16 protein-coding genes and 1 tRNA gene are annotated in these 22,302 nt (G+C 68.0%); 8 read left to right on the top strand and 9 right to left on the bottom strand.

What is annotated here, in order from left to right:
* Window positions 1-8 precede the first annotated feature (8 nt).
* From K3F48_RS20610 to K3F48_RS20600, 3 genes are all read left to right on the top strand, one after another.
* Window positions 9-584: an isochorismatase family protein gene (locus K3F48_RS20610; RefSeq protein ID WP_222577323.1), complete on the top strand. Its 576-nt coding sequence runs from the start codon at window positions 9-11 to the stop codon at window positions 582-584.
* A 70-nt stretch (window positions 585-654) separates the two neighbouring features.
* Window positions 655-1,056 carry a DUF3775 domain-containing protein gene (locus K3F48_RS20605; protein ID WP_222577322.1) on the top strand — a complete coding sequence of 134 codons (402 nt, stop codon included), beginning with the start codon at window positions 655-657 and terminating at the stop codon, window positions 1,054-1,056.
* 79 nt (window positions 1,057-1,135) lie between these two features.
* On the top strand, window positions 1,136-2,992 hold the full coding sequence (locus tag K3F48_RS20600) for a cation:proton antiporter (protein ID WP_222577321.1): 1,857 nt from the start codon (window positions 1,136-1,138) through the stop codon (window positions 2,990-2,992).
* Window positions 2,993-3,007: 15 nt separating this feature from the next.
* Here the strand turns inward: K3F48_RS20600 and K3F48_RS20595 are convergent, their stop codons facing one another.
* From K3F48_RS20595 to K3F48_RS20570, 6 genes are all read right to left on the bottom strand, one after another.
* Window positions 3,008-3,196 carry a hypothetical protein gene (locus tag K3F48_RS20595; RefSeq protein ID WP_222577320.1) on the bottom strand — a complete coding sequence of 63 codons (189 nt, stop codon included), beginning with the start codon at window positions 3,194-3,196 and terminating at the stop codon, window positions 3,008-3,010.
* Window positions 3,197-3,327: 131 nt separating this feature from the next.
* Window positions 3,328-4,459 (bottom strand): peptide chain release factor 2 gene (gene prfB / locus K3F48_RS20590; protein ID WP_222577319.1). Its coding sequence is split into 2 segments (ribosomal slippage): window positions 3,328-4,389 and window positions 4,391-4,459, totalling 1,131 coding nucleotides; the frame shifts between segments, so codons are not numbered across the junction.
* Between the two features lie 104 nt (window positions 4,460-4,563).
* The gene (locus K3F48_RS20585) at window positions 4,564-6,117 is read right to left on the bottom strand and encodes a pyridoxal-dependent decarboxylase (RefSeq protein ID WP_222577318.1); all 1,554 of its coding nucleotides are present in this window, start codon (window positions 6,115-6,117) and stop codon (window positions 4,564-4,566) included.
* 110 nt (window positions 6,118-6,227) lie between these two features.
* Window positions 6,228-8,507, bottom strand: coding sequence for a YfhO family protein (locus K3F48_RS20580; protein WP_222577317.1), 2,280 nt, complete (start codon window positions 8,505-8,507; stop codon window positions 6,228-6,230).
* A gap of 341 nt (window positions 8,508-8,848) precedes the next feature.
* Window positions 8,849-9,052, bottom strand: coding sequence for a hypothetical protein (locus tag K3F48_RS20575; RefSeq protein ID WP_222577316.1), 204 nt, complete (start codon window positions 9,050-9,052; stop codon window positions 8,849-8,851).
* A gap of 132 nt (window positions 9,053-9,184) precedes the next feature.
* On the bottom strand, window positions 9,185-13,195 hold the full coding sequence (locus K3F48_RS20570) for a peptidoglycan-binding protein (protein ID WP_222577315.1): 4,011 nt from the start codon (window positions 13,193-13,195) through the stop codon (window positions 9,185-9,187).
* A 364-nt stretch (window positions 13,196-13,559) separates the two neighbouring features.
* Between K3F48_RS20570 and K3F48_RS20565 the strand changes: the two genes are divergently transcribed.
* The 3 genes from K3F48_RS20565 to K3F48_RS20555 all read left to right on the top strand — a co-directional run bounded on the left by K3F48_RS20565 (window position 13,560) and on the right by K3F48_RS20555 (window position 19,143).
* Complete coding sequence (locus K3F48_RS20565; protein WP_222577314.1) at window positions 13,560-15,353, top strand: acyl-CoA dehydrogenase C-terminal domain-containing protein; 1,794 nt, start codon at window positions 13,560-13,562, stop codon at window positions 15,351-15,353.
* A gap of 95 nt (window positions 15,354-15,448) precedes the next feature.
* The gene (locus K3F48_RS20560; protein WP_222577313.1) at window positions 15,449-16,657 is read left to right on the top strand and encodes an acetyl-CoA C-acetyltransferase; all 1,209 of its coding nucleotides are present in this window, start codon (window positions 15,449-15,451) and stop codon (window positions 16,655-16,657) included.
* A 278-nt stretch (window positions 16,658-16,935) separates the two neighbouring features.
* The gene (locus K3F48_RS20555) at window positions 16,936-19,143 is read left to right on the top strand and encodes a 3-hydroxyacyl-CoA dehydrogenase NAD-binding domain-containing protein (protein WP_222577312.1); all 2,208 of its coding nucleotides are present in this window, start codon (window positions 16,936-16,938) and stop codon (window positions 19,141-19,143) included.
* A 31-nt stretch (window positions 19,144-19,174) separates the two neighbouring features.
* On the opposite strand, the gene K3F48_RS20550 is transcribed toward K3F48_RS20555, so the two are convergent.
* The 3 genes from K3F48_RS20550 to K3F48_RS20540 all read right to left on the bottom strand — a co-directional run bounded on the left by K3F48_RS20550 (window position 19,175) and on the right by K3F48_RS20540 (window position 19,951).
* Entirely contained in the window at window positions 19,175-19,444 is a 270-nt protein-coding gene (locus K3F48_RS20550; RefSeq protein ID WP_255609505.1) for a hypothetical protein, read from the bottom strand.
* A 44-nt stretch (window positions 19,445-19,488) separates the two neighbouring features.
* Entirely contained in the window at window positions 19,489-19,785 is a 297-nt protein-coding gene (locus tag K3F48_RS20545) for a CCDC90 family protein (protein ID WP_222577310.1), read from the bottom strand.
* Window positions 19,786-19,874: 89 nt separating this feature from the next.
* Window positions 19,875-19,951 (bottom strand) — tRNA-Asp (locus tag K3F48_RS20540).
* A 300-nt stretch (window positions 19,952-20,251) separates the two neighbouring features.
* On the opposite strand from K3F48_RS20540, the gene cydP reads away from it, so the two are divergent.
* Window positions 20,252-20,416 carry a cytochrome oxidase putative small subunit CydP gene (gene cydP, locus K3F48_RS20535; RefSeq protein ID WP_222577309.1) on the top strand — a complete coding sequence of 55 codons (165 nt, stop codon included), beginning with the start codon at window positions 20,252-20,254 and terminating at the stop codon, window positions 20,414-20,416.
* Between the two features lie 28 nt (window positions 20,417-20,444).
* Complete coding sequence (locus tag K3F48_RS20530; protein WP_370631463.1) at window positions 20,445-22,010, top strand: cytochrome ubiquinol oxidase subunit I; 1,566 nt, start codon at window positions 20,445-20,447, stop codon at window positions 22,008-22,010.
* Window positions 22,011-22,302 lie beyond the last annotated feature (292 nt).

Raw genomic sequence — 22,302 nt, 5'->3', positions numbered from 1 at the left:
ACGCAGTGATGACGAGACAAAAGATAGGGCTGCGCATGAGCGACGCGCTGCTGGTCGTCGATCTGCAACGCGACTTTTGCGCCGGCGGCAAGCTCGAGGTTCCGCACGCCGACGAGATCGTGCCGATCGTCAATGCGCTCGTCGAGGAGGCGCATGCGCGAGGCGCGCTGGTCGTCGCCTCGCGCGATCTGCATCCGCCGGACCACCAGAGCTTCCACGCCTTCGGAGGGCGATGGCCGCAGCATTGCGTGCGCGGCACGCGCGGAGCGGATCTGCACCCGGACTTGAAGCTGCCCGAGGGCGCGCTCTTCGTCGCCAAGGCGCGGCGAGCCGAACGCGAGCAGGCGTCCGTTTTCGACGCCACCGGACTCGCCGAAGAACTGCGCCGACGCGCGGTCGAGCGCGTCTTCATCGTCGGCGTCGCCGAGGAGGTTTGCGTGAAGGCGAGCGCCATCGACGCCGTGCGGCTCGGCTTCGTCACTCATGTGCTGCGCGCCGCGACGCGGCCGGTCACGCCGGAAGGCGGGGAGAATGCGCGCGCCGAAATGCGCGCCGCCGGGGTGACGGTGATCGAGGCGCCGTGACGCCCCATATCTCGGCGGGGCGCGGCTCGAAATTCCCCGAGCGGCCGCCGCAGTCGCGAGGATGTGAGCCATGCCGGACATCAATACGGACAAGGTCTGCTTCGTCATCGTCAAGGCGCGCGAGATCGAGGCCGAGGACGAGGGCCTGCAGCCGGACGCCTCCAACCCTTCGGACGATAAGTTCGTGAGCGTGCTGACCGAGGAGGGCTATTCGCCCAACCGCAGCGAGCTCGCCGAATTCATCGAGGCGATGGATGAGGACGAGCAGGCGGAGCTCGTCGCGCTCGCATGGGTCGGCCGCGGCGACTTCTCGACGGAGGACTGGGACGCCGCCGTTGTGCAGGCGAAGGAGCGGCGCAAAGGGCCGACCTCCGCCTATCTCCTCGGCATTCCGCTGCTCTCGAGCTATCTCGAGGTCGGCCTCGACGCCTTCGACGAGAGCTGCGACGGGTTCGAGGAAGATCGGCAATAACGCCGCGAGCGCTGCTAAAACGGTGCTATTGCCCTATGCTGGCCGGCGAATCGCTCGAGGCCGGTCAGAGGCGATCTCGATGGTGGGTTCGTTCCAGTGGGAAGGATATCGCGAGGCGCTGCTGTTCCTCGCGACCGGCGGCGTCGTCGCGCCGCTGTTTCATCGGCTGCACGTCAGCCCTATTCTCGGCTTTCTCGCCGCCGGCGCCGCGCTCGGCCCGTTCGGCCTCGGCCGGCTGGCGCAGTCTCATGAAGCTGTCGCGGCCTTCGCGCTGAGCGATGTCGAGGGCGTCGCCAAAATCGCCGAATTCGGCCTCGTCTTCCTGCTGTTCATGATCGGGCTCGAGCTCTCCTGGGAGCGTCTCGCCCGCATGCGCATGCTGGTGTTCGGCCTGGGGCTCACGCAGGTCGTCGCCTGCGGCGCGGCCCTTTCGGCCATCGCCGCCCTCGCCGGCGGCGTCGGGACCGCGCCAGCGATCCTGCTCGGCGCGGCGCTTGCCATGTCCTCCACCGCGATCGTCATTCCGGTTCTCGCCGAGCGGCGGCGGCTCAACCGCGCCGCCGGCCGCGCCTCCTTCTCGGTGCTGCTGATGCAGGACCTGATGGTCGCGCCGCTCTTGTTCCTCGTCTCCTTCCTCGCCGATCCCGGGACCAGCGAGCACGGGCTGCAGTCGCTGCTCGCCTTTCTGCCGGCGCTCGCCGCCCTGGGACTGCTCATCGTCGTCGGCCGCCTGCTGCTGCGGCCGCTGTTCCGCTTGGTGGCGGCGGCGGATTCGACCGAATTATTCATGGCCGCCTGCCTGCTGGTGATCATCGGCTCCGGCGTCGCCAGCGCGGCCGACGGCTTCTCGATGGGCCTCGGCGCCTTCATCGCCGGCCTGCTGCTCGCCGAGACCGAGTTTCGCCGCGAGATCGAGGTGACGATCGAGCCGTTCAAAGGCCTGCTGCTCGGATTGTTCTTCGTCTCGGTCGGCGCCGGGCTCGATCTCGGCCGCCTGCTCGCCGATCCCGTCCCGATCCTCGCCATAGCGGCGGGCCTGATCGCGGTGAAGGCGGCGATCATGTTCGGCCTCGCCCGCGCCTTTCGCCTCGAAGCGCCCGCAGCGGCGGAGACGGCGCTGCTGCTCGCCCCGGGCGGCGAGTTCGCTTTCATTCTGGTGACGGGCGCGATCTCCGGCGGACTCGTTCCGCAGCGGCTGGGCGGCGACGCCATGCTGGCGGTGACGCTCGGAATGTTCCTGGTGCCGGCGCTGGGGCGGCTCGGCGAATGGCTGAACCCGGTCCGGCGCAAGCAGGACGTCGAGGCCGAATTCGCGCATCTCGCGCCCGAGGGCGACGTCGCGACGGGGCGCGTCGTGATCGTCGGCTATGGCCGCGTCGGGACGCTGATCGGCGGGATGCTGAGCCGCCACGACATTCCATTCGTCGCGATCGATAATTCGGTGACGCTGGTGGCCGAGAAGCGCGACGCCGGCGTCGACATCTTCTGGGGCAATTGCATGCGGCGCGAGTTCCTGCTGCGCGCCGGCGTCGCCCATGCGCGCGCGCTGGTGGTGACGGTGGAGAAGCCGCAGGCGGCGGAGGAGATCGTGCGCGTCGCCCATGAGGCGCGCGCCGACATGCCGATCGTCGCGCGGGCGCGCGACGCCACGCATGCGACGCATCTCTACGAGCTCGGCGCGACCGATGCGATCCCCGAGACGATCGAGGCGAGCCTGCAGCTCGCCGAAACGGTGCTGGTCGATGTCGGCGTGCCGATGGGCTATGTGATCGCCTCGATCCACGAGAAGCGCGACGAATTCCGCAAGCTGCTGCAGCCGACGGGAGAGGAGGCTCGCCGCAAGCATGCGGACCGCGCCTCGGTGAAGCTGAAGGAGATGAAGAAGCGGCGCGCGAGCCTGCCGGCGGCTCCGCCGCGGGAGCAGAGGGAGGGCTGAGGAGCGCCTCAGCGCCTACCGCGGAGAGGATTCGACGTGAAAGCGCACTCCCGCCTGCTCCTGCAGATAGCCGAGCGCTCCGAACAGGTTGCGCGCCTGGGGATTGCCGCTCGGGCCGAACATGCGCATGAGGCTCTTCGTCGGCGTTTCCGTCGCCGCCGCGAGCTTTTCGAATCCGACCGTCGCGTTGATGTAGTCGCGCAAGATCGATTTGCCTGTTTCGATATCGCTCTTGCCGTCGAGTCAGACGAAATAACGCAACTCGAGCATGAATATAGGTAACGCAAAGGTTACCTGTGTTCATGGCGCCGGATGCAGGGCGACGCATCGCGCCCCTACTCCACATCCTCCACCTTCTCCGGTCCGCCGCCGAGCACGCGCTGCGCCAGCGACGCCTGCATGAAATCGTCGAGCTCGCCGTCCAGCACTTCCGACGGCGTGCCGGAGGTGTGGCCGGTGCGCAGATCCTTCACCAGCTGATAGGGCTGCAGCACATAGCTGCGGATTTGATGGCCCCAGCCGATGTCGGTCTTCGACGCCTCCACCGCATTGGCCTCCGCCTCGCGCCTCTCCAGCTCCTGCTCGTAGAGGCGCGCGCGCAGCATGTTCCAGGCGGTGGCGCGATTCTTGTGCTGTGAGCGCTCGGCCTGGCAAGCGACGACGATGCCGGTCGGAATATGGGTGATGCGGATCGCCGAATCGGTGGTGTTGACGTGCTGCCCGCCCGCGCCCGACGAGCGATAGGTGTCGATGCGGCAGTCGGATTCATTCACCTGAATGTCGATGCGGTCGTCGATGACCGGATAGACCCACACAGAGGCGAAGCTCGTGTGCCGCCGTGCGTTCGAATCGAATGGCGAGATGCGCACGAGGCGATGCACGCCCGATTCGGTCTTGGCCCAGCCATGGGCGTTCATGCCCTTGACCAGCAGCGTGGCCGATTTGATGCCGGCCTCGTCGCCGGCGGTCTCCTCGATCACCTCGACCTTGAATTTCTTGCGCTCCGCCCAGCGGGCGTACATGCGGAACAGCATGCGCGCCCAGTCGCAGCTCTCGGTGCCGCCGGCGCCCGAATGGACCTCGATGAAAGTGTCGTTGCCGTCGGCCTCGCCCGAGAACAGCGCCTCGATCTGGCGCTCGCGCGCGTCCTTCAGCAGCGCCTCGAGCTGGGCGATTCCTTCCTTCTCGGTGTCGGCGTCATTCTCCGATTCGCCGAGCTCGACCAGCGTCAGCGCATCGTCGAGGTCGCGCTCGAGGCGCGCGATGGCGCCGAGCTGCTCCTCGATCTGGGTGCGTTCGCGCATGATCTTCTGCGCGGCGTCGGCGTCGTTCCAGAGCGACGGGTCTTCGACGCGGGCGTTCAGCTCCGCGAGACGTCGAGTTGCTGTCTCGACGTCAAAGATGCCTCCTCAGCAGTCCCATGGACTGCTCGATCTGTTCTTTCAGCGCAAGCGGCTCGGCGCGCATCGGGTGCTTTTCTCCGGCTGTCGGATCGAAGGCGAGTCGCCGCCTCGATTTGAGGCCGCCGGTCATAGAGCAAGACGCGGGAAATATGAAGCCCCGCGCGCGCCTCAATCCAGCGACAGCGGCTCGCCGTCCTCGCGCGGGCTCGGCAGCGGCGCCAGCGGCGGCTCGCCGCGGGCGCGCTGCGCGGCGCGCTCCAGCATGCCGATGAAGGCGTCCATGTCTTCGTCGCGCGTGCGGTGATTGAAGATCGCCGCGCGGATCGTCGGAACGCCGTCGAGCAGAGTGAGCGAGGGCGCCGCCTCGCCGCTCTCGTGCAGCTCCATCACGATCTCGCGATTGAGCTGGCCGCTGGGATCGTCCTTCACGCCGAAGCAGACGATGTTCAGCGTCACCGGCGCGCGCATCTCGAAGCTGGGCGAGGCCGCGATCAGCCGCTCGAGCCGCCGCGCCAGCCGGCAGCTCTTCTCGATGCAGGCGGCGAGCCGCTCCGCGCCGAACACTTCGATGGTGAACCAGGTCTTCAGCGCGCGAAAGCCGCGCGAGAGATCGGCGCCGAGGTCGCAGGGCCAGATCTCCCCCGCCGCTAGCCCGCGCGGGGCGCGCGTCAGATAAGCGGCGTTGGCGGCGAAGGCGCGGCGGTGCGCCTCGGGGTCGCGCGCCAGGAAGAAGCCGGCGTCATAGGGAACATGCAGCCATTTATGGAAGTCGAAGGCGACGGAATCGGCGCGCTCGAGGCCCTTCACCAAGGGCCGCAGCGCCGGCGACAAAGCGGCGAGCGCGCCGAAGGCGCCGTCGATATGGAACCAGAGATCCTCGCGCCGGGCGATGTCGGCGAGTGCGTCGAGATCGTCGATCGCGCCTGTATCGACCGAGCCCGCCGTGCCGACGATGAGGAAGGGATGCAGGCCGGCGGCGCGATCGTCGGCGATGGCCTCGGTGAGCGCGTCGAGCCGCAGCGCGCGGCCAGCGTCCGATTCGATCAGCCGCAGATGGCGCGCGCCGACGCCGGCGAGCTCCATCGCCTGACGCACGCAATTATGCGCTTCGCGCGAGGCATAGGCGACGAGCTGATGCTCGAGCGCCTTCAGCCCGTTCTTGCGGACATTGCGCTCGCCCAGCGCATGCTCGCGCGCGATCAGCAGCGACAGGAAGTTCGCCATCGACGTGCCGGTGACGAAAATGCCGCTGGCCTCGGCCGGAAAGCCGAAGACCTCGGCCATCCAGGCGGCGATCTGCCGCTCGACGTCGATCGCGATGTGATTGCGGCCGCCGCAATTGGAGTTGAGCCCGGCGGCGAGCATCTCCGCCACCATGCCGGCCGGCGTGCCGGCGCCCTGAGCCCAGCCCATGAACAAAGGGTGAATATTGCCATTGGCGTAAGGCTCGATGAAGCGCTCGAAATCCTCGAGCGCCGCGGTGAGCCCGCGGCCCGCCGCCGGCAAGGGACGGCGGAAGCGCTCGCGGGCCTGCGGAGAGGGCTCGCGCCAGACGGGCCGCTCCCGCACCGCAGCGAGAAAATCGATCATATGGTCGAGCGCGCGATGGCTCTCGACCCGGAACCGCTCCCAATCCGGCGGATCGAGATCGACGGGCTGCGGAGCGTCGGCGGACGCCGGGGCGGCTCCGCCGGTCGCCGGCCGCCGCTGTGAATGGGTCATCCCGGATTTCCTCGCCCGATATCCCCGCCCTCGGGAGCCTCGGGTGTTTCTACGCAGGACTAATCAGGTTTCCTCCCGCGAAGCAATATCGCCGCCGCCGCAGAGCGCGCTCAGATCCGCAGCGCAGCGCGAATGCGCCGCCACAGCTCGTCGAAGGGGCGGTAGGCGAAGCGCAGCTCGTGCCGGCCCTCCGGCACGGCGACGGCGCGGAACATCACATTGGCGCGCAGCACCGGCGCGGGCGCGCCGTCCAGCGTCGCGGTCCAGGCCGGGTGATAGACGTCGTTCAGCACGACATGGCCGCCGCCGCGCGGCGCGTCGACCTCGACCACGACTTGCGTCGGCCCGTAGGAGGCGAGCCGCACGCCGCCGCCGACGCCGGATTCCGCGCGAGCATTGTGGCAGATCGGCGATTCCTCGAGCAGGACGACGGTCCGATAGTCGATCTCCGGCCAGCGCCCATCCTCGACCATTTGCGCGAAATCGGCGCGGACGGCGCAGGTGGCGAGCAGCACGCGCGGCAGCGCGTTCTTGTTCTCATAGACATAGGCGTCGGCGGTGCGGGCGATGAGGTCGAGATCGCCGGGCTTATAAGATTTGTCGATCTCCTCGATCGGAACGCCGGCGGCGATGTAGCGCAAGCCGATGAGATCGGCCATGGTCGAGCGATAGGCTGGAAACAGCGGCGAGAACACGCGCTGCTCCGGCAGAGCGACATGGTCGCCGGCGCCGGTCGCCTCCTCGAACAGAGCGAGGCGGATCGGATTATAGCCGAGATCATGGTCGAAGCCGTGCACCAGCGAGGCGTTCGGCCAATGGAAGCCGATGGCGGCGAGCTCGACGCGGTCGCGCCGATCGGGCGCCGCCGTCGCCGCGAGCTTTTCGCGCAGCAAGGCAATCGTCTCGTTGCCGGTTTCGGGCCGCAGCGCGTCGAACGTCGCGGGCGGCAGGGCGGTCGATTCATTCGGCCCATTGCTCACGGCGAGATCGAGCGTCATCGTCGCGCCGACGACAGCGAGCAGCGCGAGAGGCCGCGCCGAGAGACGGCGGGCGAAGGCGATCACGAGAAAGGCCAGCGCGGCGAGGACCGCGCTCTCCGCGAGCGGAACAGCGGCGGCGCCGAGATGGTCCTTGGAGAAGGCGACGAGCGCGGCAAGGGCAAATAGCGCGAGAGTCGCCGCGGCGAGCGCCCGCAGCGGCGGCGCGCGTTCCGCGGTCACGACGAGATGAAGCCCATAGCCGGCGAGAATGGCCAGCACGGCGCCGAGCGGAAAGGTCGCGTCCGCCGGCCGGCGGAACAGATCGACGCCGGGGAAATGGAACATCACCGCGAATGCGGGCGAGAAGCGCCCGATCGCGTAGAGCGTGAACGCTGCCGCCGCGCCGGCGAAGAAGCGCATTTCCCGATCCGTCCGCGACCGGCCGGCGAGAGCGGCGATCAGCGAGAGCAGCGGCAGCGCGCCCATGTAGATGTCGCACATGTTGCGCGCGAGGAAGAGGTCCTTCACGCCGAAGGCGGCCGAGGGCGGGCCCCAGAAATCCGTCAGCGGGCCGTCTGTTCCGAACATATTGGCGGAGACGAGGGTCAGCAGCGCGGCCGGATGCAGCGAGCCGCGCAGCGCGCCCTCGAGATCGATGGCGGGCCGGTTGGAGGCGGCCGCGAGCTCCATCGTCAGCGCCAGCGGAACGGCGATGACCGCGAGGCCGCAGGCCGCTCCGGCGAGAAGCGGCGCGAGCGCGCTCATCGCGCCGCGCTCGTCCGAGAGCACGCGGAACAGCGCATAGGCGGCGAGGAGCAGAACCTCGAGAAACGCCACCTGATCGCGCCCGAGCACCAGAAAAGCGGCGACGAGTCCCGCCGCCGCGCCATAGGCGGCGGAGCGCCGGTCGAGCGCGCGGGCGAGCAGGAAGAGCGTGACCGGAAACCAGGCGAGGCTCATCACCTGGCCGGTGTGCTGGATGCGCCAGGCCGCCGAGCCGCCGAAGGCGAAGGCGAAGGCGGCGACGAGCGCGCCGCTCGCCACAAAGCCGCGGTCGCGGAAATAGGCCATCAGCGCGAGGCCGCCCATCGCCAGCATGGCGAAGGTGATGGCGTCCTCGAGGATGAAGGAAGGCTCTCCCGAAAGAGCGGCGGCGACCAGAAAGAAGGGCGCGAAGATCAGCGATTGCGGATCGGCGAGCTGCGGCGAGCCGGCGAAGACATTGGGCGTCCAGAAGGGCGATTGCCCCTGGTGCAGCGCGTGGGCGAGGAACACGAACTGCGGGTAGAAATGCGCCTTGGCGTCCCAGGGAATGGTCACCCGGCCGGAGAGCCAGGGAGACGCCAATAGTCCCGCCCCGACGAGAAAGATCAGCGTCGCCGCGCCATAGCCTGATCGTCGATCGTCCACGCCGTCTCGGTCTCCCAATCGTCCCGTTCGCGCCGCATCGCGCAAGATTGTCGCATGAGGACAAGAATGTCGCATGAGGAAAAGCGGCGCCGCGGCCGTGGGAGCGGTGACGGCGGTCGAAACGTGGCGGCGGTCGCGACGAGGGACGCTCGCGTGGCGATCGGTCGCGGCCGACGCCGTCCCCTTAGCCGATGTTCGACGATCGCGCCACAAGCATGCGCATCGGCCGAAAAAAGCGGCGGCCCCAACCCGATCGGAGCTGCCGCAGCGGGAAGAAAAGGGACTGCTACCATCGATTGCAATAGGCCGCCGCGACGCTGTCGCAGGGCAGATGCGTCAATTCAAGCCCGATCGAACACGGAGCCGAGCGCCGCGCCGATCAGCCCGAAGACGACGGCGCCGGCGATGATCGCCGGGCCGCCCACCAGCCCATAGCCCACAACGCCCCCCAACACCGCGGCGATGCCGCCGGCGATGAACTTTCCATTGTTGGTCCCGGCCGTCTTGTCGGCCTCATTGGTCTTGTTCGCGATTTCCTCGGCCATTTGCGCCACTCCTCGAGAGAAGCTGCCTCATGAACGCCGCACCACGCCGCCTTTGTTAGCGAAACCATGTGAGGCTATCGTGAGAGTCTCTTGACGGGCGGATGACGGCGGGACGCAGAGGCCCGCCAAGGATCAGCGGATCGAGACTTTCGCCTTGGCCGGCTTGGCTTCGGGCTTCGATTCGGGCTTGGCTGGAGGCTTGACGTTCTCCCAGCCCCCGGGCGGCGGCGTCACCTCATTGGCGGCCTTGTCCTGTTGCTTGGGCTGAAAAGCCTCCGCCTTGGCCTTGGCGGCGGCGAGACTCTTGGCGTCGAGCCGCCCGCGCACCTCGTCGCGCTTCTTGCCGGCGTCCTCGTCGCCCTGAGCCGCGGCGGCCGAGAACCAGACATAGGACTGCTCGAGGCTCTGCGGCACGCCGAGCCCGCGGGCGTAGAGGATCGCCAGATTGAACTGGCTGTCGCGCACGCCATATTCGGCGGCCTTCTGGAACCATTCGGCGGCCTGGGCGTAGTCGGGCTTGCCGTCGCCGCCCTCGGCGAAGAGCACGGCGAGATTATGCATCGCCCGGGCGTTGCCCGCTCGCGCCGCGCGCTGATACCAGCCGCGCGCCTGCAGATAGTCGCGATCGACGCCGAGGCCTTTTTCATAGAAGGAGCCGAGGCGATATTGCGCCGGCGCCAGCCCCTGCTCGGCCGCCTTTTGAACCCATTGGAACGCGGCCTTGGCGTCGCGGCCGAGGCCGCGGCCGTCGGCATAGCGGGTCCCGAGCTCGAACTGCGCGGCCGCATCGCCCGCGGAGGCCAGCTCGCGGATCGCGGTCAGCGGATCGCGCGAGGGCAGGATCGCCGCCCCGGCCGAAGCCGCGCCGATGGTCCCCGTCGGCGTGGAATCGACATTGCCGGCGCCGAGCTTGCCGGGCGCCGGCGGCATGAACACGCCGGCGGCCGGCGTCGTGGGCGTCAGCGGAAATTTGGCGACAGGCGGCGCCGCGGGCGTCGGAGCCGCCGCAAGCGGCGCCGCCGGCTCGACCGAGGGAGCGGCGGCGGCGGCCTCCCGAGGCGCCTCCGCAGCCGGCTCCGCGAGCTTCGCGGCGCCCGGCTCCACAACGGCCGCAGAGCTTTGCTGCGGGGCCGGCGCGTCGAGGCTGACGCGGGCGATCTGATAGGCGCCATAGAGCAGAACCAGCGCGCCGAGCCCGAGCAGGATCGGCCGACGGCGCGCCTGCAGAACGGCGCCGACCGCGCCGGTGACCCCGGCGCCGGCCGCTCCGGAGGCAGCGCGCGCTTCGAACTCCCGCTCGGTGGTCGCCGCGGCGGGCTTGCGGCCGTTGCGCCCTTTGGCGGCGGCGGTCTCGGCGTCGACGGCGGCCTGCTGGGCGGCGCGGCGCGCGGCGGCGATGAAATCGGCCTGCACCGAGCCAGACGGCTCGCCGTCGCGGCGCGCGGCGCGGCGCGGGCGGCGATCGCCCGGCTCCAGCAGCATGTCCTCGACATCCGCCGGCTCGCGCCTGCGCTTTTGCTCCGCGCGGGGCTCGGCGCGCGGCGCCGGAGCGGCCGGCGGCGCGACGCGCGCCTTGCGCATATCGGACAATTCGTCCTCGAACACCGCCAGCCGGTCGACGACTCGCTGCAGCGTCTCATGGACCGCCGAGAGCGTCTCATTGGTGCGATGGCCGGTCTCGTCCTGGATCTGGCGCAGATCCACCAGCTCTTTTTCGAGGGCCTTCTGCAGAGCGGTGGGCGCGCCCGCCGCCCGCGCCGCCTCCTGCGCCGCCTCGCGCGCAATCGACTCCGCGGCGCGGGCGGCCGAGCCGCGCGTCTCCTCCACCCGGGACATCAACTGGCCGATCGCTCCCTCCAGCGTCGCGAAAGAGGCGATGGTCTGGTCGGTATGGTCGATGCGCTCGGCAAGCCGGCCGATCTGCTGCTCGAGCGCGGAGAAGGCGGCGCGGCCGGCGCGCGGATCGAGCGCGGCGTCCATCTTCTCGGCGAGCTGCGCGACGAGATCGGTCATCTGCGCCGTCGCGCCGTCGACGCGGCGGCGGGTCTCCTCCTCGACGCGCACGGAAAGCTGCTCATGGAGCCGGTCCATCCGCTGCGTCAGCTCGCGAAACTGCGCCATCCCCGTCGACGTGTCGGCGGCTGCCCTGCGCTCCAGCGCCGCATCCATTTTCTTGGCGAGCTGGCCGACGAGATCGGTCAGCTGCGCCGCCGCGGCGTCGGGGCGGCGGCGCGAATCGTCGTCGCGCCGCGCGGCGAGATGCTCGTGGATCTGGTCGATGCGCCGGGTGAGCTCGTCGAACTGCTTGTCCTCCGCCGCTCTCCCCGACTTCGGCTGCAGCCTCTCCTCGAGCCGCTCGATCTTGCGGCCGAGCTCGTCGAAAGCGGGCTGCGCCGCCTTTCCGTCAATCGCCGCGTCGATCTTCCTGGCGAGCTCGGTGACGAGGCCTTCGAGCTGGCCGGCGCCGGCGCCGCCGCTGCGGTCGATGCGCGCGGCGAGCGATTTGTGCAGCTTCTCGATGCGTTCGTTGATCTCATCGAAGCGCTTGCCGCCGCCCGATTTCACCGAGACGGCGTCGATCTTGGCCGCGACCTCCTCGAGCTTGCGCTCGAAAGCCTGGAAATAGCCGTAGGTCTCGGTCGCGACAGTGGAGCGGATCGCCGCGACGAGATCGCCGACGTCGCGCGCGCCGGCGGCGTCGCCGCCCGAGAAACCCAATTCGTCGACCCGCGTCGTCAGCGCGGCGAGGCCGGCCTCCAGCCGGTCGAAGGGCAGCGGACGCAGCGCCACGGCCTTCAGCAGGTCACGGATTTCGCGGGTCTCCGAGGCGATCTCTTCCAGCGTCTGCCGGTCCGCGCCGCCCTCTGCACGCCGCGCCGCGAGGCGCTCCCCGAGCGCCTTCACCTCGTCGAAGAGGCTGTGAACCATGCGGCTCGGATCGAGGTCGCGGATCATCGCATGCAGATCGGCGGTGAGGCGCTCGACCGGCGCCAGCACATTGTCCTCGACGCCGTAATGGCGCTGAGCCTCCACGCGCTCGGCGAGATCGCGCAGCGCCGCCTCGATCGCCGCGACCGACGCGCGGGGCGCGAGATCCACGAGCACGCGCGACACGCCGTCGAGCTCGCGGCGGAGCTGATCGATCTGCGCCGCGACCGCGGCCTGGCGCCGCTGGTCCTGCGAATCCTGCTCGAAACGGGTCGAGGCGATCTGCTGCGACAGCGCGTCGATGGAACTGGCGAGATCGGCGAAGCGCGCGGCCGGATCGGCGAGCGGCGGCGCGGGACGCGAATCGGCGCCGCCGTCCAGCACGCGTTGGCGCTCGGCGATCTCGGCGACCGCGTCGGCCAGCGGCCGCCTGGCGGAGCCGGCGGCCGGCGCCGGCCGGCGCAACCGCTCGCGCGCTGCTTCCGCGGCCTCCCGCCGAGCGGACTCGGCCGCGTGCGCGCGGGCTTCGGCCTCGGCGTCGAGCCGGGCGGAAATTTCGGCGAGCCGGCGGTCGAACGCCTCTATCGCCGTCTCGAGCTCGACGGATCGCTCTTCCTTCGCCAGATCGTCGATGCGCGTCTCGAGACGCGACAGCGCGTCGCGAATCGGACGGGAGCCGTCCTCCTCGGCGCGGCGGGCGATCTTGTGCTCGATGCGGCCGAGCCGGTCGATCACGGCCCCGAGATCGTCGCCGAGCCGGGCGCGGGTCTTATGGTTGGTCTCGATGAGATCGGCGAGATTGCCGAGCGCTTTCGCGGTCTTGCGCTCGCTCTCGGCGGCGCGCCGCTCGAACAGCGCGACGGCGTCGTCGACGATCGCTTTCGCCTCGCGCCGCTCGATCTCCGGCGCGGGCGCCGTCGCTCGCGGCGGCTCGGCGTCCTCGCCGAGCAGGGCCGCATCGCCTCGTCGGCTGCGCTCGCGGTCGAGACGGCCGACCGCCCGCGAGGAGCGCAGCAGCCTTCTGCGCGCGGAGGGCTCCGCGCGGTCGTCCTCGTCCCTGCGGGGGGAGGGGCGCAGGTCCGAATCGGCCTGCTCGTGGATCATATCGTCGAGCCAATCGGTGAGGCTCTTCCCCGACCGGCGCGCCGCGGCGCGGGCGGCGTCGCGCGTCTCATGATCCAGTCCCTTGAAGCTCCAAGCATATGCCTCGGTCATGGCGGTTCCGGCGGGCGTGACCCGTGCAAGTGGGAAAGGACTGAACGAGAGACACGCGGAGCGCGAATCGCGCCGAAACGCGCGGCGCTGCGGCGCCGCCTCGGGGACTTTCCTTCGAACGAGGTAAATAAGAGGTTAATCCTTGCGCGGAGCCATCCTCGCCGCGCCGGCCCCTATTGCGCCGCCGAGCCCTGCTCTCTACCTATTGCTACGCAGGCCCGGCCCTCGCGGTCGCGATTCGGCGTGAGGCGCCAGAGGCTTGCCCGGTCAGTCGCGCGGCATCGTCGCGGCGCGCCCGCGTACGGGTTGCGCCTTCGTCTCCGGAACCGTCCGGAGGCCGCCGTCCCCCGCATGGAGGCCGTTCATGCCGCTCTACAAAGCCCCCGTGGACGACACGCTGTTCCTGCTGACCGACGTTCTCCACATCGAACGCTTCGGCAATCTGCCCGGCTTCGCCGAGGCGACGCCCGATCTGCTGGCGCAGATCCTCGCCGAGGGGGCGAAAATCTGCGAGGAGACGCTGCAGCCGCTGAACCGCACAGGCGATGAGGAGGGCTGCCGGCGCGACGCGGACGGCAATGTCGCGACGCCCGCGGGATTCGAGCAGGCCTTCGACGCCTTCGTCGCCGGCGGCTGGGTCGGCCTCTCGGTTCCGCCCGAATATGACGGGCAGGGGCTTCCCTATGCGCTCGCCGTGGCCATGAGCGAATATGGCTCCTCCGCCAATATGGCGCTCGCGATGTATATGGGCCTGACGCAAGGGGCGCTCGCCGCCCTGCTGCGCCACGGCGACGAGGAGCAGAAACGCCTCTATATTCCGCCCATGGCGGCCGGACGCTGGACCGGCACGATGAATCTCACCGAGCCGCAATGCGGCACCGATCTCGGCCTGCTGATGACGAGGGCGACGCCGCGCGGCGACGGCTCCTATTCCATAACGGGTCAGAAGATCTTCATCTCCGCCGGCGAGCATGACCTCGCCGAGAACATCATTCATCTGGTGCTCGCGCGCATCGAGGGCGCGCCGGCCGGGGTGAAGGGCATCTCCTTGTTCATCGTGCCGAAATTCGATGTCGCGGCGGACGGCTCGCTCGCGGGGCGCAACACTGTCTCCTGCGGCGCGATCGAGCATAAGATGGGCATTCACGGCAACGCCACATGCGTCATGAATTACGACGACGCGCGCGGCTATCTCGTCGGCGAGCCCAATCGCGGGCTCTCGGCCATGTTCGTGATGATGAACGAGGCGCGGCTCGGCGTCGCCGTGCAGGGCCTCGCGCTCTCCGAGGTCGCCTATCAGAACGCGCTTTGCTACGCCAAGGAGCGGCTGCAGGGCCGCGCGCTCTCCGGCGCGAAGAATCCGGGCGCCGCCGCCGATCCGATCATCGTGCATCCGGATATCCGGCGTAATCTGCTCGAAATCCGCGCCTTCAACGAGGCCGCTCGCGGCCTCGCCCTGTCGGCGGCGCTCGACAGCGACGTCGCCCATCGCTCCGAGGACGCCGAGGCGCGCCGAGCGGCGGAGGATCGGCTCGGCCTGCTGACCCCGGTGCTGAAGGGCGTCTTCACCGATCTCGGCTTCGAGAATGCGGTGAAGGCGCAGCAAATCTGGGGCGGCCACGGCTATATCAGCGAGAACGGCATGGAGCAGTTCGTGCGCGACGCCCGCATCGCCATGATCTATGAGGGCGCGAACGGCATACAGGCGCTCGATCTCGTCGGCCGCAAGCTGCCCAAGGACAATGGCCGCGCCGTAATGGCCTTCTTCGCCGAAGTGGGCGAGCTCGCCGCGCGCGAGAGCGCCGACGAGAGGATGAAGCCCTATGTGGAGCCGCTGAAGACGGCGCTCGGCGATTTGCAGAAAGCGACGATGTGGCTGATGCAGAACGCGCTCGCCGAGCCGGACAATGGCGCCGGCGTCTCCTATGATTATATGCATCTCTTCGGCCGCGTGGCGCTCGGCTATTTTTGGGCGCGCATCGCCCGCGCCGCGCTCGACCGCAAGGCGACCGCAGATGGCGAAGCCGCCTGGCTCGACGCCAAGCTGACGACCGGAAAGTTTTTCATGGAGAAGATGCTGCCCGAGACGAGCTATCGTCTGGCGCGCATCGCGGCCGGCGCGCAGACGATGATGAGCCTGCCGGCGGAGATGTTTTGAAAAGAGCGAATAGCGAGTAGCGAGTAGCGAGTAGCAATTGGGTTACTTCTACTCGCTATTCGCTACTCGCTACTCGCCCAGCAACGGAGCCGCTCATGCCCGAAGCCTATATCTACGACGCCGTGCGCACGCCGCGCGGGCGCGGCAAGCCGAACGGCTCGCTGCACGAGGTGTCGAGCCTCGGCCTCGCCGTCGCGGCGCTCTCCGCGCTGAAGCAGCGTAATGGCTTGGACGGCGCGCCGGTCGACGATGTGATTTTGGGCTGCGTCGATCCCGTCGGCGAGGCGGGCGGCGACATCGCCCGCGCCGCGGCGATCGCCTCCGGCTATGGCCATGAAGTGCCGGGCGTGCAGATCAACCGCTTCTGCGCCTCCGGCCTCGACGCGGTGAATTTCGGCGCGGCGCAGATCATGTCCGGCCAGCACGAACTCGCCATCGGCGGCGGCGTCGAGAGCATGAGCCGCGTCGGCATCGGCGCCTCGGGCGGCGCCTGGCCGGTCGATCCGGCCATCGCCATCCCCTCTTATTTCATGCCGCAGGGCGTCTCCGCCGATCTCATCGCGACCAAATACGGCTTCTCGCGCAATGACGTCGACGCCTATGCGATGCAGTCGCAGCAGCGCGCCGCGCGCGCCTGGGACGAGAAGCGCTTCGCAAAATCGGTCGTTCCGGTGAAGGACGTCAACGGCCTCACCATTCTCGACCGCGACGAGCATATGCGGCCGTCGACCGACATGCAGTCGCTCGGCGCGCTGAAGCCCGCCTTCGCCTTTCTCGCCGAGCAGGCGGGCTTCGACGCCGTCGCCATTCAGGCGCATCCGGATGTAGAAAAGATCAATTACGTCCATCACGCCGGCAACTCCTCGGGCATTGTCGACGGCGCCGCGGCGGTGCTGCTCGGCTCGAAGCAGGCCGGTGAGAAGGCCGGCTTGACTCCGCGCGCAAAAATTCGCGCCTTCGCCAATATCGGCTCGGAGCCGGCGCTGATGCTGACCGGGCCGATCGATGTGACGAAGAAGCTCTTGGCCAGGGCCGGCATGAGCTTTTCCGACATCGATCTCGTCGAGGTGAACGAAGCCTTTGCGGCGGTGGTGCTGCGCTTCCTGCAAGCCTTCTCGCTCGACGACGCCAAGGTCAATGTGAATGGCGGCGCCATCGCGCTCGGCCATCCGCTCGGCGCCACCGGGGCCATGCTGATCGGCACGGCGCTCGACGAATTGGAGCGCAGCGGCAAGGGCGTGGCTCTGGTGACACTGTGCATCGGCGCGGGGATGGGAACCGCGACGATCATCGAGCGGGTGTGACGGCGCGCGCGGAGCCCCCTTCGAGACGCGCCCTGCGGGCGCTCCTCAGGGTGAGGGGACTGGTAAAAATTCAGTCGGTCGAAACGAAGTCCCGTTCGACTGTCCGGAATCCTCATCCTGAGGAGCGCCCGAAGGGCGCGTCTCGAAGGATGGCAAAGGGCGGAACGCCAGGAGCGTCACGTGCCGCAAGCGAGCGTCTACAGCGAGCCGGGTGAGGAAGAAAAATTCGGCGGCGACGCGCAATTCGATCATTCGAGACGATTCACCGGGAGCGCCCCATGAACCTGCAAAACTTCCGTTTCGAGACCGGCGCCGACGGCGTCGCCATGCTCATTTGGGACATGCCCGAGCGTTCGATGAACGTCATCACCTATGAGGTGATGGACGAGCTCGAAAAAGTCGTCGACAAGGTCGCGAGCGACGCCGACATCAAGGGCTGCGTGATCGCATCCGGCAAATCGGCCTTCTCCGGCGGAGCCGACCTCTCCATGCTGCAGAAGAGCGCGGCCGATTACGCGAAGGCGGCGCGCGAGCGCGGCGAAGACGAGGCGATGAAGGAGTTCTTCGAGGGCGCGCGGCGGCTCTCGCTGCTCTATCGCAAGCTCGAGACCTGCGGAAAGCCCTTCGCCATCGCGATACGCGGAACCTGCCTCGGCGGCGCTTTCGAGCTCGCGCTCGCCTGCCATCACCGCGTGCTCGCCGATAGCGAGAAGACGCGCGTCGGCCTGCCCGAGATCAAGGTGGGGCTTTTCCCCGGCGCCGGCGGCACGCAGCGCGTCGCGCGGCTGATGCAGACCGGCGACGCTCTGCAGATGCTGTTCAAAGGAGAGCAGCTGAAGCCGGCCAAAGCCAAAGCCGCCGGCCTCGTGCACGAGCTGGCTCCCGAGGACGAGATCGTCGCGCGTGCAAAAGCCTGGATCGTGAACGGCGGCAAGGCGCAGGCGCCATGGGACGTCGAGGGCTTCAAGCCGCCGTCGGGCCGCGTCTATTCGCCGGGCGGCATGATGGTATGGCCGGCCGCCAACGCCATCTATCGCCGCGAGACCTTCGACAATTATCCGGCGGCGAAGGCCATTCTGCACAGCGTCTTCGAGGGGCTGCAGCTGCCCTTCGATCTCGGCCTGCGCGTCGAGGCGCGCTGGTTCGCGCATATTCTGCGCTCGCGTCAGGCGGCGGCGATGATCCGCTCGCTGTTCCTGTCCAAGGGCGAATTGGAGAAGGGCGCGCATCGGCCCAAGGAGATTCCGCAAGCGAAATTCAGGAAGATCGGCGTGCTCGGCGCCGGCTTCATGGGCGCCGGCGTCGCTTATGTCAGCGCGCTCGCCGGACTCGAGGTGGCGCTGATCGATCGCGATCAGGAGAGCGCCGACAAGGGCAAGAGCGTCATCGACAAGCTCGTCTCGGGCCAGGTGTCGCGCGGCCGCGCCACTGCCGCCGACAAGGAGGCGCTGCTCGCGCGCATCACCGCGACCGCGGATTACGAGCAGCTGAAAGGCGCGGATCTCATCGTCGAGGCGGTGTTCGAGGAGCGTGGCGTCAAGGCCGAGGCGACGAAGAAGGCGCAAGCCGTCGTCGGTCCCGATGTGATCTTCGCATCGAACACGTCGACGCTGCCGATCAGCTCGCTCGCCGAAACCTCGCTGAAGCCCGAAAATTTCGTCGGCATTCATTTCTTCTCGCCGGTCGAGAAGATGCTGCTCGTCGAGATCATTCGCGGCAAGAAGACCAGCGACCGCGCGGTGGCGACGGCGCTGGACTATGTGCGCCTGTTGAAGAAAACGCCGATCGTCGTCAATGATTCGCGTGGCTTCTACGCCAATCGCTGCGTGCTGAACTTCGTGCGCGAAGGGCACATCATGCTCACCGAGGGCGTGCCGGCGGCGATGATCGAGACTGCGGCGCGCATGGCGGGCATGCCGGTCGGCCCGCTGTCGCTCAATGACGAGATCGCGCTCGATCTCGCCTGGAAGATTCATCTCGCGACCAAGAAGGATCTCGGCGAGGCCGCCGTCGATCCGACGCAGGAGCGCGTGCTGCATTTCATGGTGGAGCAGGAGGGGCGCCTCGGCCGCAAGAACGGCAAGGGATTTTATGACTATCCCGCCGTCGGCAAGAAGAGCCTGTGGCCGGGCCTCTCGGCGCTCGCGGACACGCCGCTCGATCCCGACACGATCGACGTGGAGGAGCTGAAGCAGCGTCTGCTCGTGGTGCAGGCGGTGGAGGCGGCGCGCACATTGTTCGAGGGCGTCGTCGACGATCCGCGCGAGGCGGATGTCGGCTCGATCCTCGGCTTCGGCTTCGCGCCCTTCACGGGCGGCACGCTCTCCTACATCGACGGGCTCGGCGCGGCGGCTTTCGTCGCGATCTGCGATGCGTTCGCGGCGAAATTCGGCGAGCGTTTTGCGCCGCCGCGCGGGCTGCGCGAGATGGCGGAGAAGGGACAGAGCTTCTACGGCAAATTCGCAGCGCAGACGAAAGCCGCCTGAGGTCCGGGCGGCGGCGCGCTTCGCGGGCGGTTCACTTCACGAATTTGACAGCGGCGAGGATCACGCCGCCGAGCGCGATCTGCGTCACGACGAGCCAGCGGAGAATATCGACCTTCAGATTGGCCATTTCGGTGCGAAGCTCGCCGGCCAATTCCTTCAGATCCGCTTTAGTGGCGACCGAGTCGCGTAGCGCCGCGTCGAGCGCGTCCGCCTGAGCGCGGGCCTGCTTGTCGTCGAAGCCGGCCTCTTTCAGCCGGTCGATATAGGCGAGGCGATCGAAGGTGATGACGGGCGCTGTCATGCCCATAGGATAGGCGCAGACCGGGCCGGAATCAATCGACGGCCTCAGCGGACGCCGGCGGGAAGATAGCGGATGGCGGCGAGGAGCGCGCCGACGGCGACGACGATCAGCCCGCCGAGCTTGATCGTCATTCGTAATTCCAGCTCGCGAATGTCCGAGCGGATGTCGGCAATTTTCGCTTCCAGGCGCGTTTCGACCTCGCGCAGATCGGATTTCGTGGCCAGTTCCTGGCCAGTGGCCTCGGCGAAGGCTTCGGCTGCGGCCGAAGCTTGCGATTGCGTGAAGCCTCCGGCCTCGAGCTTTCGCACGAACTTCAAGGTGTCGAAGGCGACAGCGGTCACGGCTTTTCTCTCGCGGGATGCGCCCTCAATATGGCGCGGCTCCGCTTCCGCGTCCAGCGCGAGAATGATTTGCGCGAGAATGATTTATCTGGCGAGAGAGACGGGGCTCGAACCCGCGACCTCCGGCGTGACAGGCCGGCGCTCTAACCAACTGAGCTACTCCCCCGCAGGCGACGCTCCGTAGAACATCAGCGAGAGGCGCCGAATAGGGCAGCCGACGCTCGAAGTCAAGAAAAGATCGCGGGCCGGCCGCGCAGCCGCGTCCGAGCCAGCGACAAAGCGGCGCAGCGCCATGGTTCGGCTTTCTTTCGGCGCCGCAATATGTTTCGAATAGCGCGACTCGAAGGTCGCCCGCGAAGCGCGCTCAGGACTTTTTCGGTCATGAAGCCGGAGCGAATCGCGAATAGGATCGCAGCCACGACCGGAGCCGCGCGCGGTTCGTGGCGGCGCATCCGAAGGAGGCAGAGTGACGATCGATCCACCGTGGCGGGAAATCTCTCTTGCGCTGCTGGCGAAGATCGCCGCGCTCGCCCTGCTCTATTTCGCTTTCTTCAGCGCTTCCGACCGGCCGCATCTCACGCCGGCCGCCATGGCGCAGAAGCTCGCCGGCGACGCCCTGCCGCCGCGCTGATTCGTTCGGAGTTTCTCTCGAGGAGCGCATGATGTTCGATCTCGACGTGGTGACTCTGTCCAGGCTGCAATTCGCGCTCACGGCGCTCTATCACTTCCTTTTCGTTCCCCTCACGCTCGGACTGTCGCTGATCCTCGCCATCATGGAGAGCGTCTATGTGATGACCGGCCGCACGGCGTGGCGCGACGCGGTGAAGTTCTGGGGCGTGCTGTTCGGCATTAATTTCGCGATGGGCGTCGCCACCGGCGTCACCATGGAATTCCAGTTCGGAACCAATTGGGCCTATTACTCCCATTATGTCGGCGACATCTTCGGCGCGCCGCTCGCCATCGAAGGGCTGATGGCCTTCTTTCTCGAGGCGTCCTTCGTCGGCCTGTTCTTCTTCGGCTGGAATCTCTTGAGCAGGGTCGGCCATCTCGTCGTCACCTGGCTCGTGGCGCTCGGCGCCAATTTCTCGGCGCTGTGGATTTTGATCGCCAATTCCTGGATGCAATATCCGGTCGGCTCCGCCTTCAATCCGCAGACGATGCGCATGGAGCTCACCTCCTTCTCGGAAGTGTTCTTCAATCCCGTGGCGCAGTCGAAATTCGTGCATACGGTCAGCGCGGGCTATGTGACCGGCGCGATGTTCGTGCTGTCGATCTCGGCCTATTACCTGCTCTTTCAGCGCCAGCACCGCGATCTCGCGCGCCGCTCCGCCAATGTGGCGGCGAGCTTCGGCCTCGCTTCGGCGCTCTCGGTCGTCGTGCTCGGCGACGAGAGCGGATATACGGCGAGCTTCAGCCAGAAGATGAAGATCGCGGCGATCGAGGCCATGTGGGAGACGGAGCCGCCGCCGGCCTCCTTCACCCTGGTCGGCATTCCCGACCTCGAGACGCAGACGACGCGCTTCAAGGTGGAGGTTCCCTATCTCCTCGGCCTCATCGCCACGCGCTCGCTGGACACGCCGGTCGAGGGCATCAAGGACCTCGTGGCTCGGTCCGAGACGAAAATCCGCGACGGGCTGCCCGCCTATGAATGGCTCACGGCGCGCCCGGACGGACCCGATGCGCCGATCCCGCCGATGCTGACGGGCTCGTTCAAGGACCTCGGCCATTCGCTGCTGCTGAAGCAGATCCGGCCCGACATCGAGAATGCGACCGACGAGCAGATCCGCCAGGCGGCGCTCTCGACCATCCCCAATGTGCCGGTGTTGTTCTGGACCTTCCGCATCATGGTGGCGCTCGGCTTCTATTTCATCTTCCTGTTCGGCGCGGCCTTCTTCGTCGCCAGCCGGCGGCGGCTGCGGCAAAATCCCTGGTTGCTGCGGCTTGCGCTCTACAGCCTGCCGCTGCCCTGGATCGCCGCCGAGCTCGGCTGGATCGTCGCGGAATATGGCCGTCAGCCCTGGATCATCGACAGCGTGCTGCCGACCTTCCTCGGCGTCTCCGACGCGCCCGCGCATAATGTGCTGGCGAGCCTTTTGGGCTTCGTCCTGTTCTACAGCGCGCTCGCCGTCGTCGATGTGGCGCTGATCCTCAAATATGTGCGGCTCGGCCCGCCGGTGGAGCCGCGCACGCCTGCCCTGGAGGAGCGGCCGATCCTGATCGCCTGAGCATAGACCCTCCCGCTGTGAGGGCTACCGCATGCACACATCTCGAAATGAACAGCGCCGTCATGGCCGGGCTTGTCCCGGCCATCCACGCCAGGCCGCGGAGATATCTTGGGAAAGCGCCCGCGATCTGTCGGATTTGCATCTTGGGCAAGTCGCGGAACTGTCCCCGCAACGTCGTCGCCGCGCCTAAAATTGCCGGAAACCTCAGCGTTACAGCGTGGATGGCCGGGACGAGCCCACGGCTGTCCGGTTCAAGATAGGCATAGTATTATCTCGTATTGGCGTGGGTCCG

Source organism: Methylosinus sp. Sm6 (assembly GCF_019802345.1).
Taxonomy (GTDB): Bacteria; Pseudomonadota; Alphaproteobacteria; order Rhizobiales; family Beijerinckiaceae; genus Methylosinus.
This window is presented reverse-complemented; position numbering and strand designations above follow the sequence as displayed.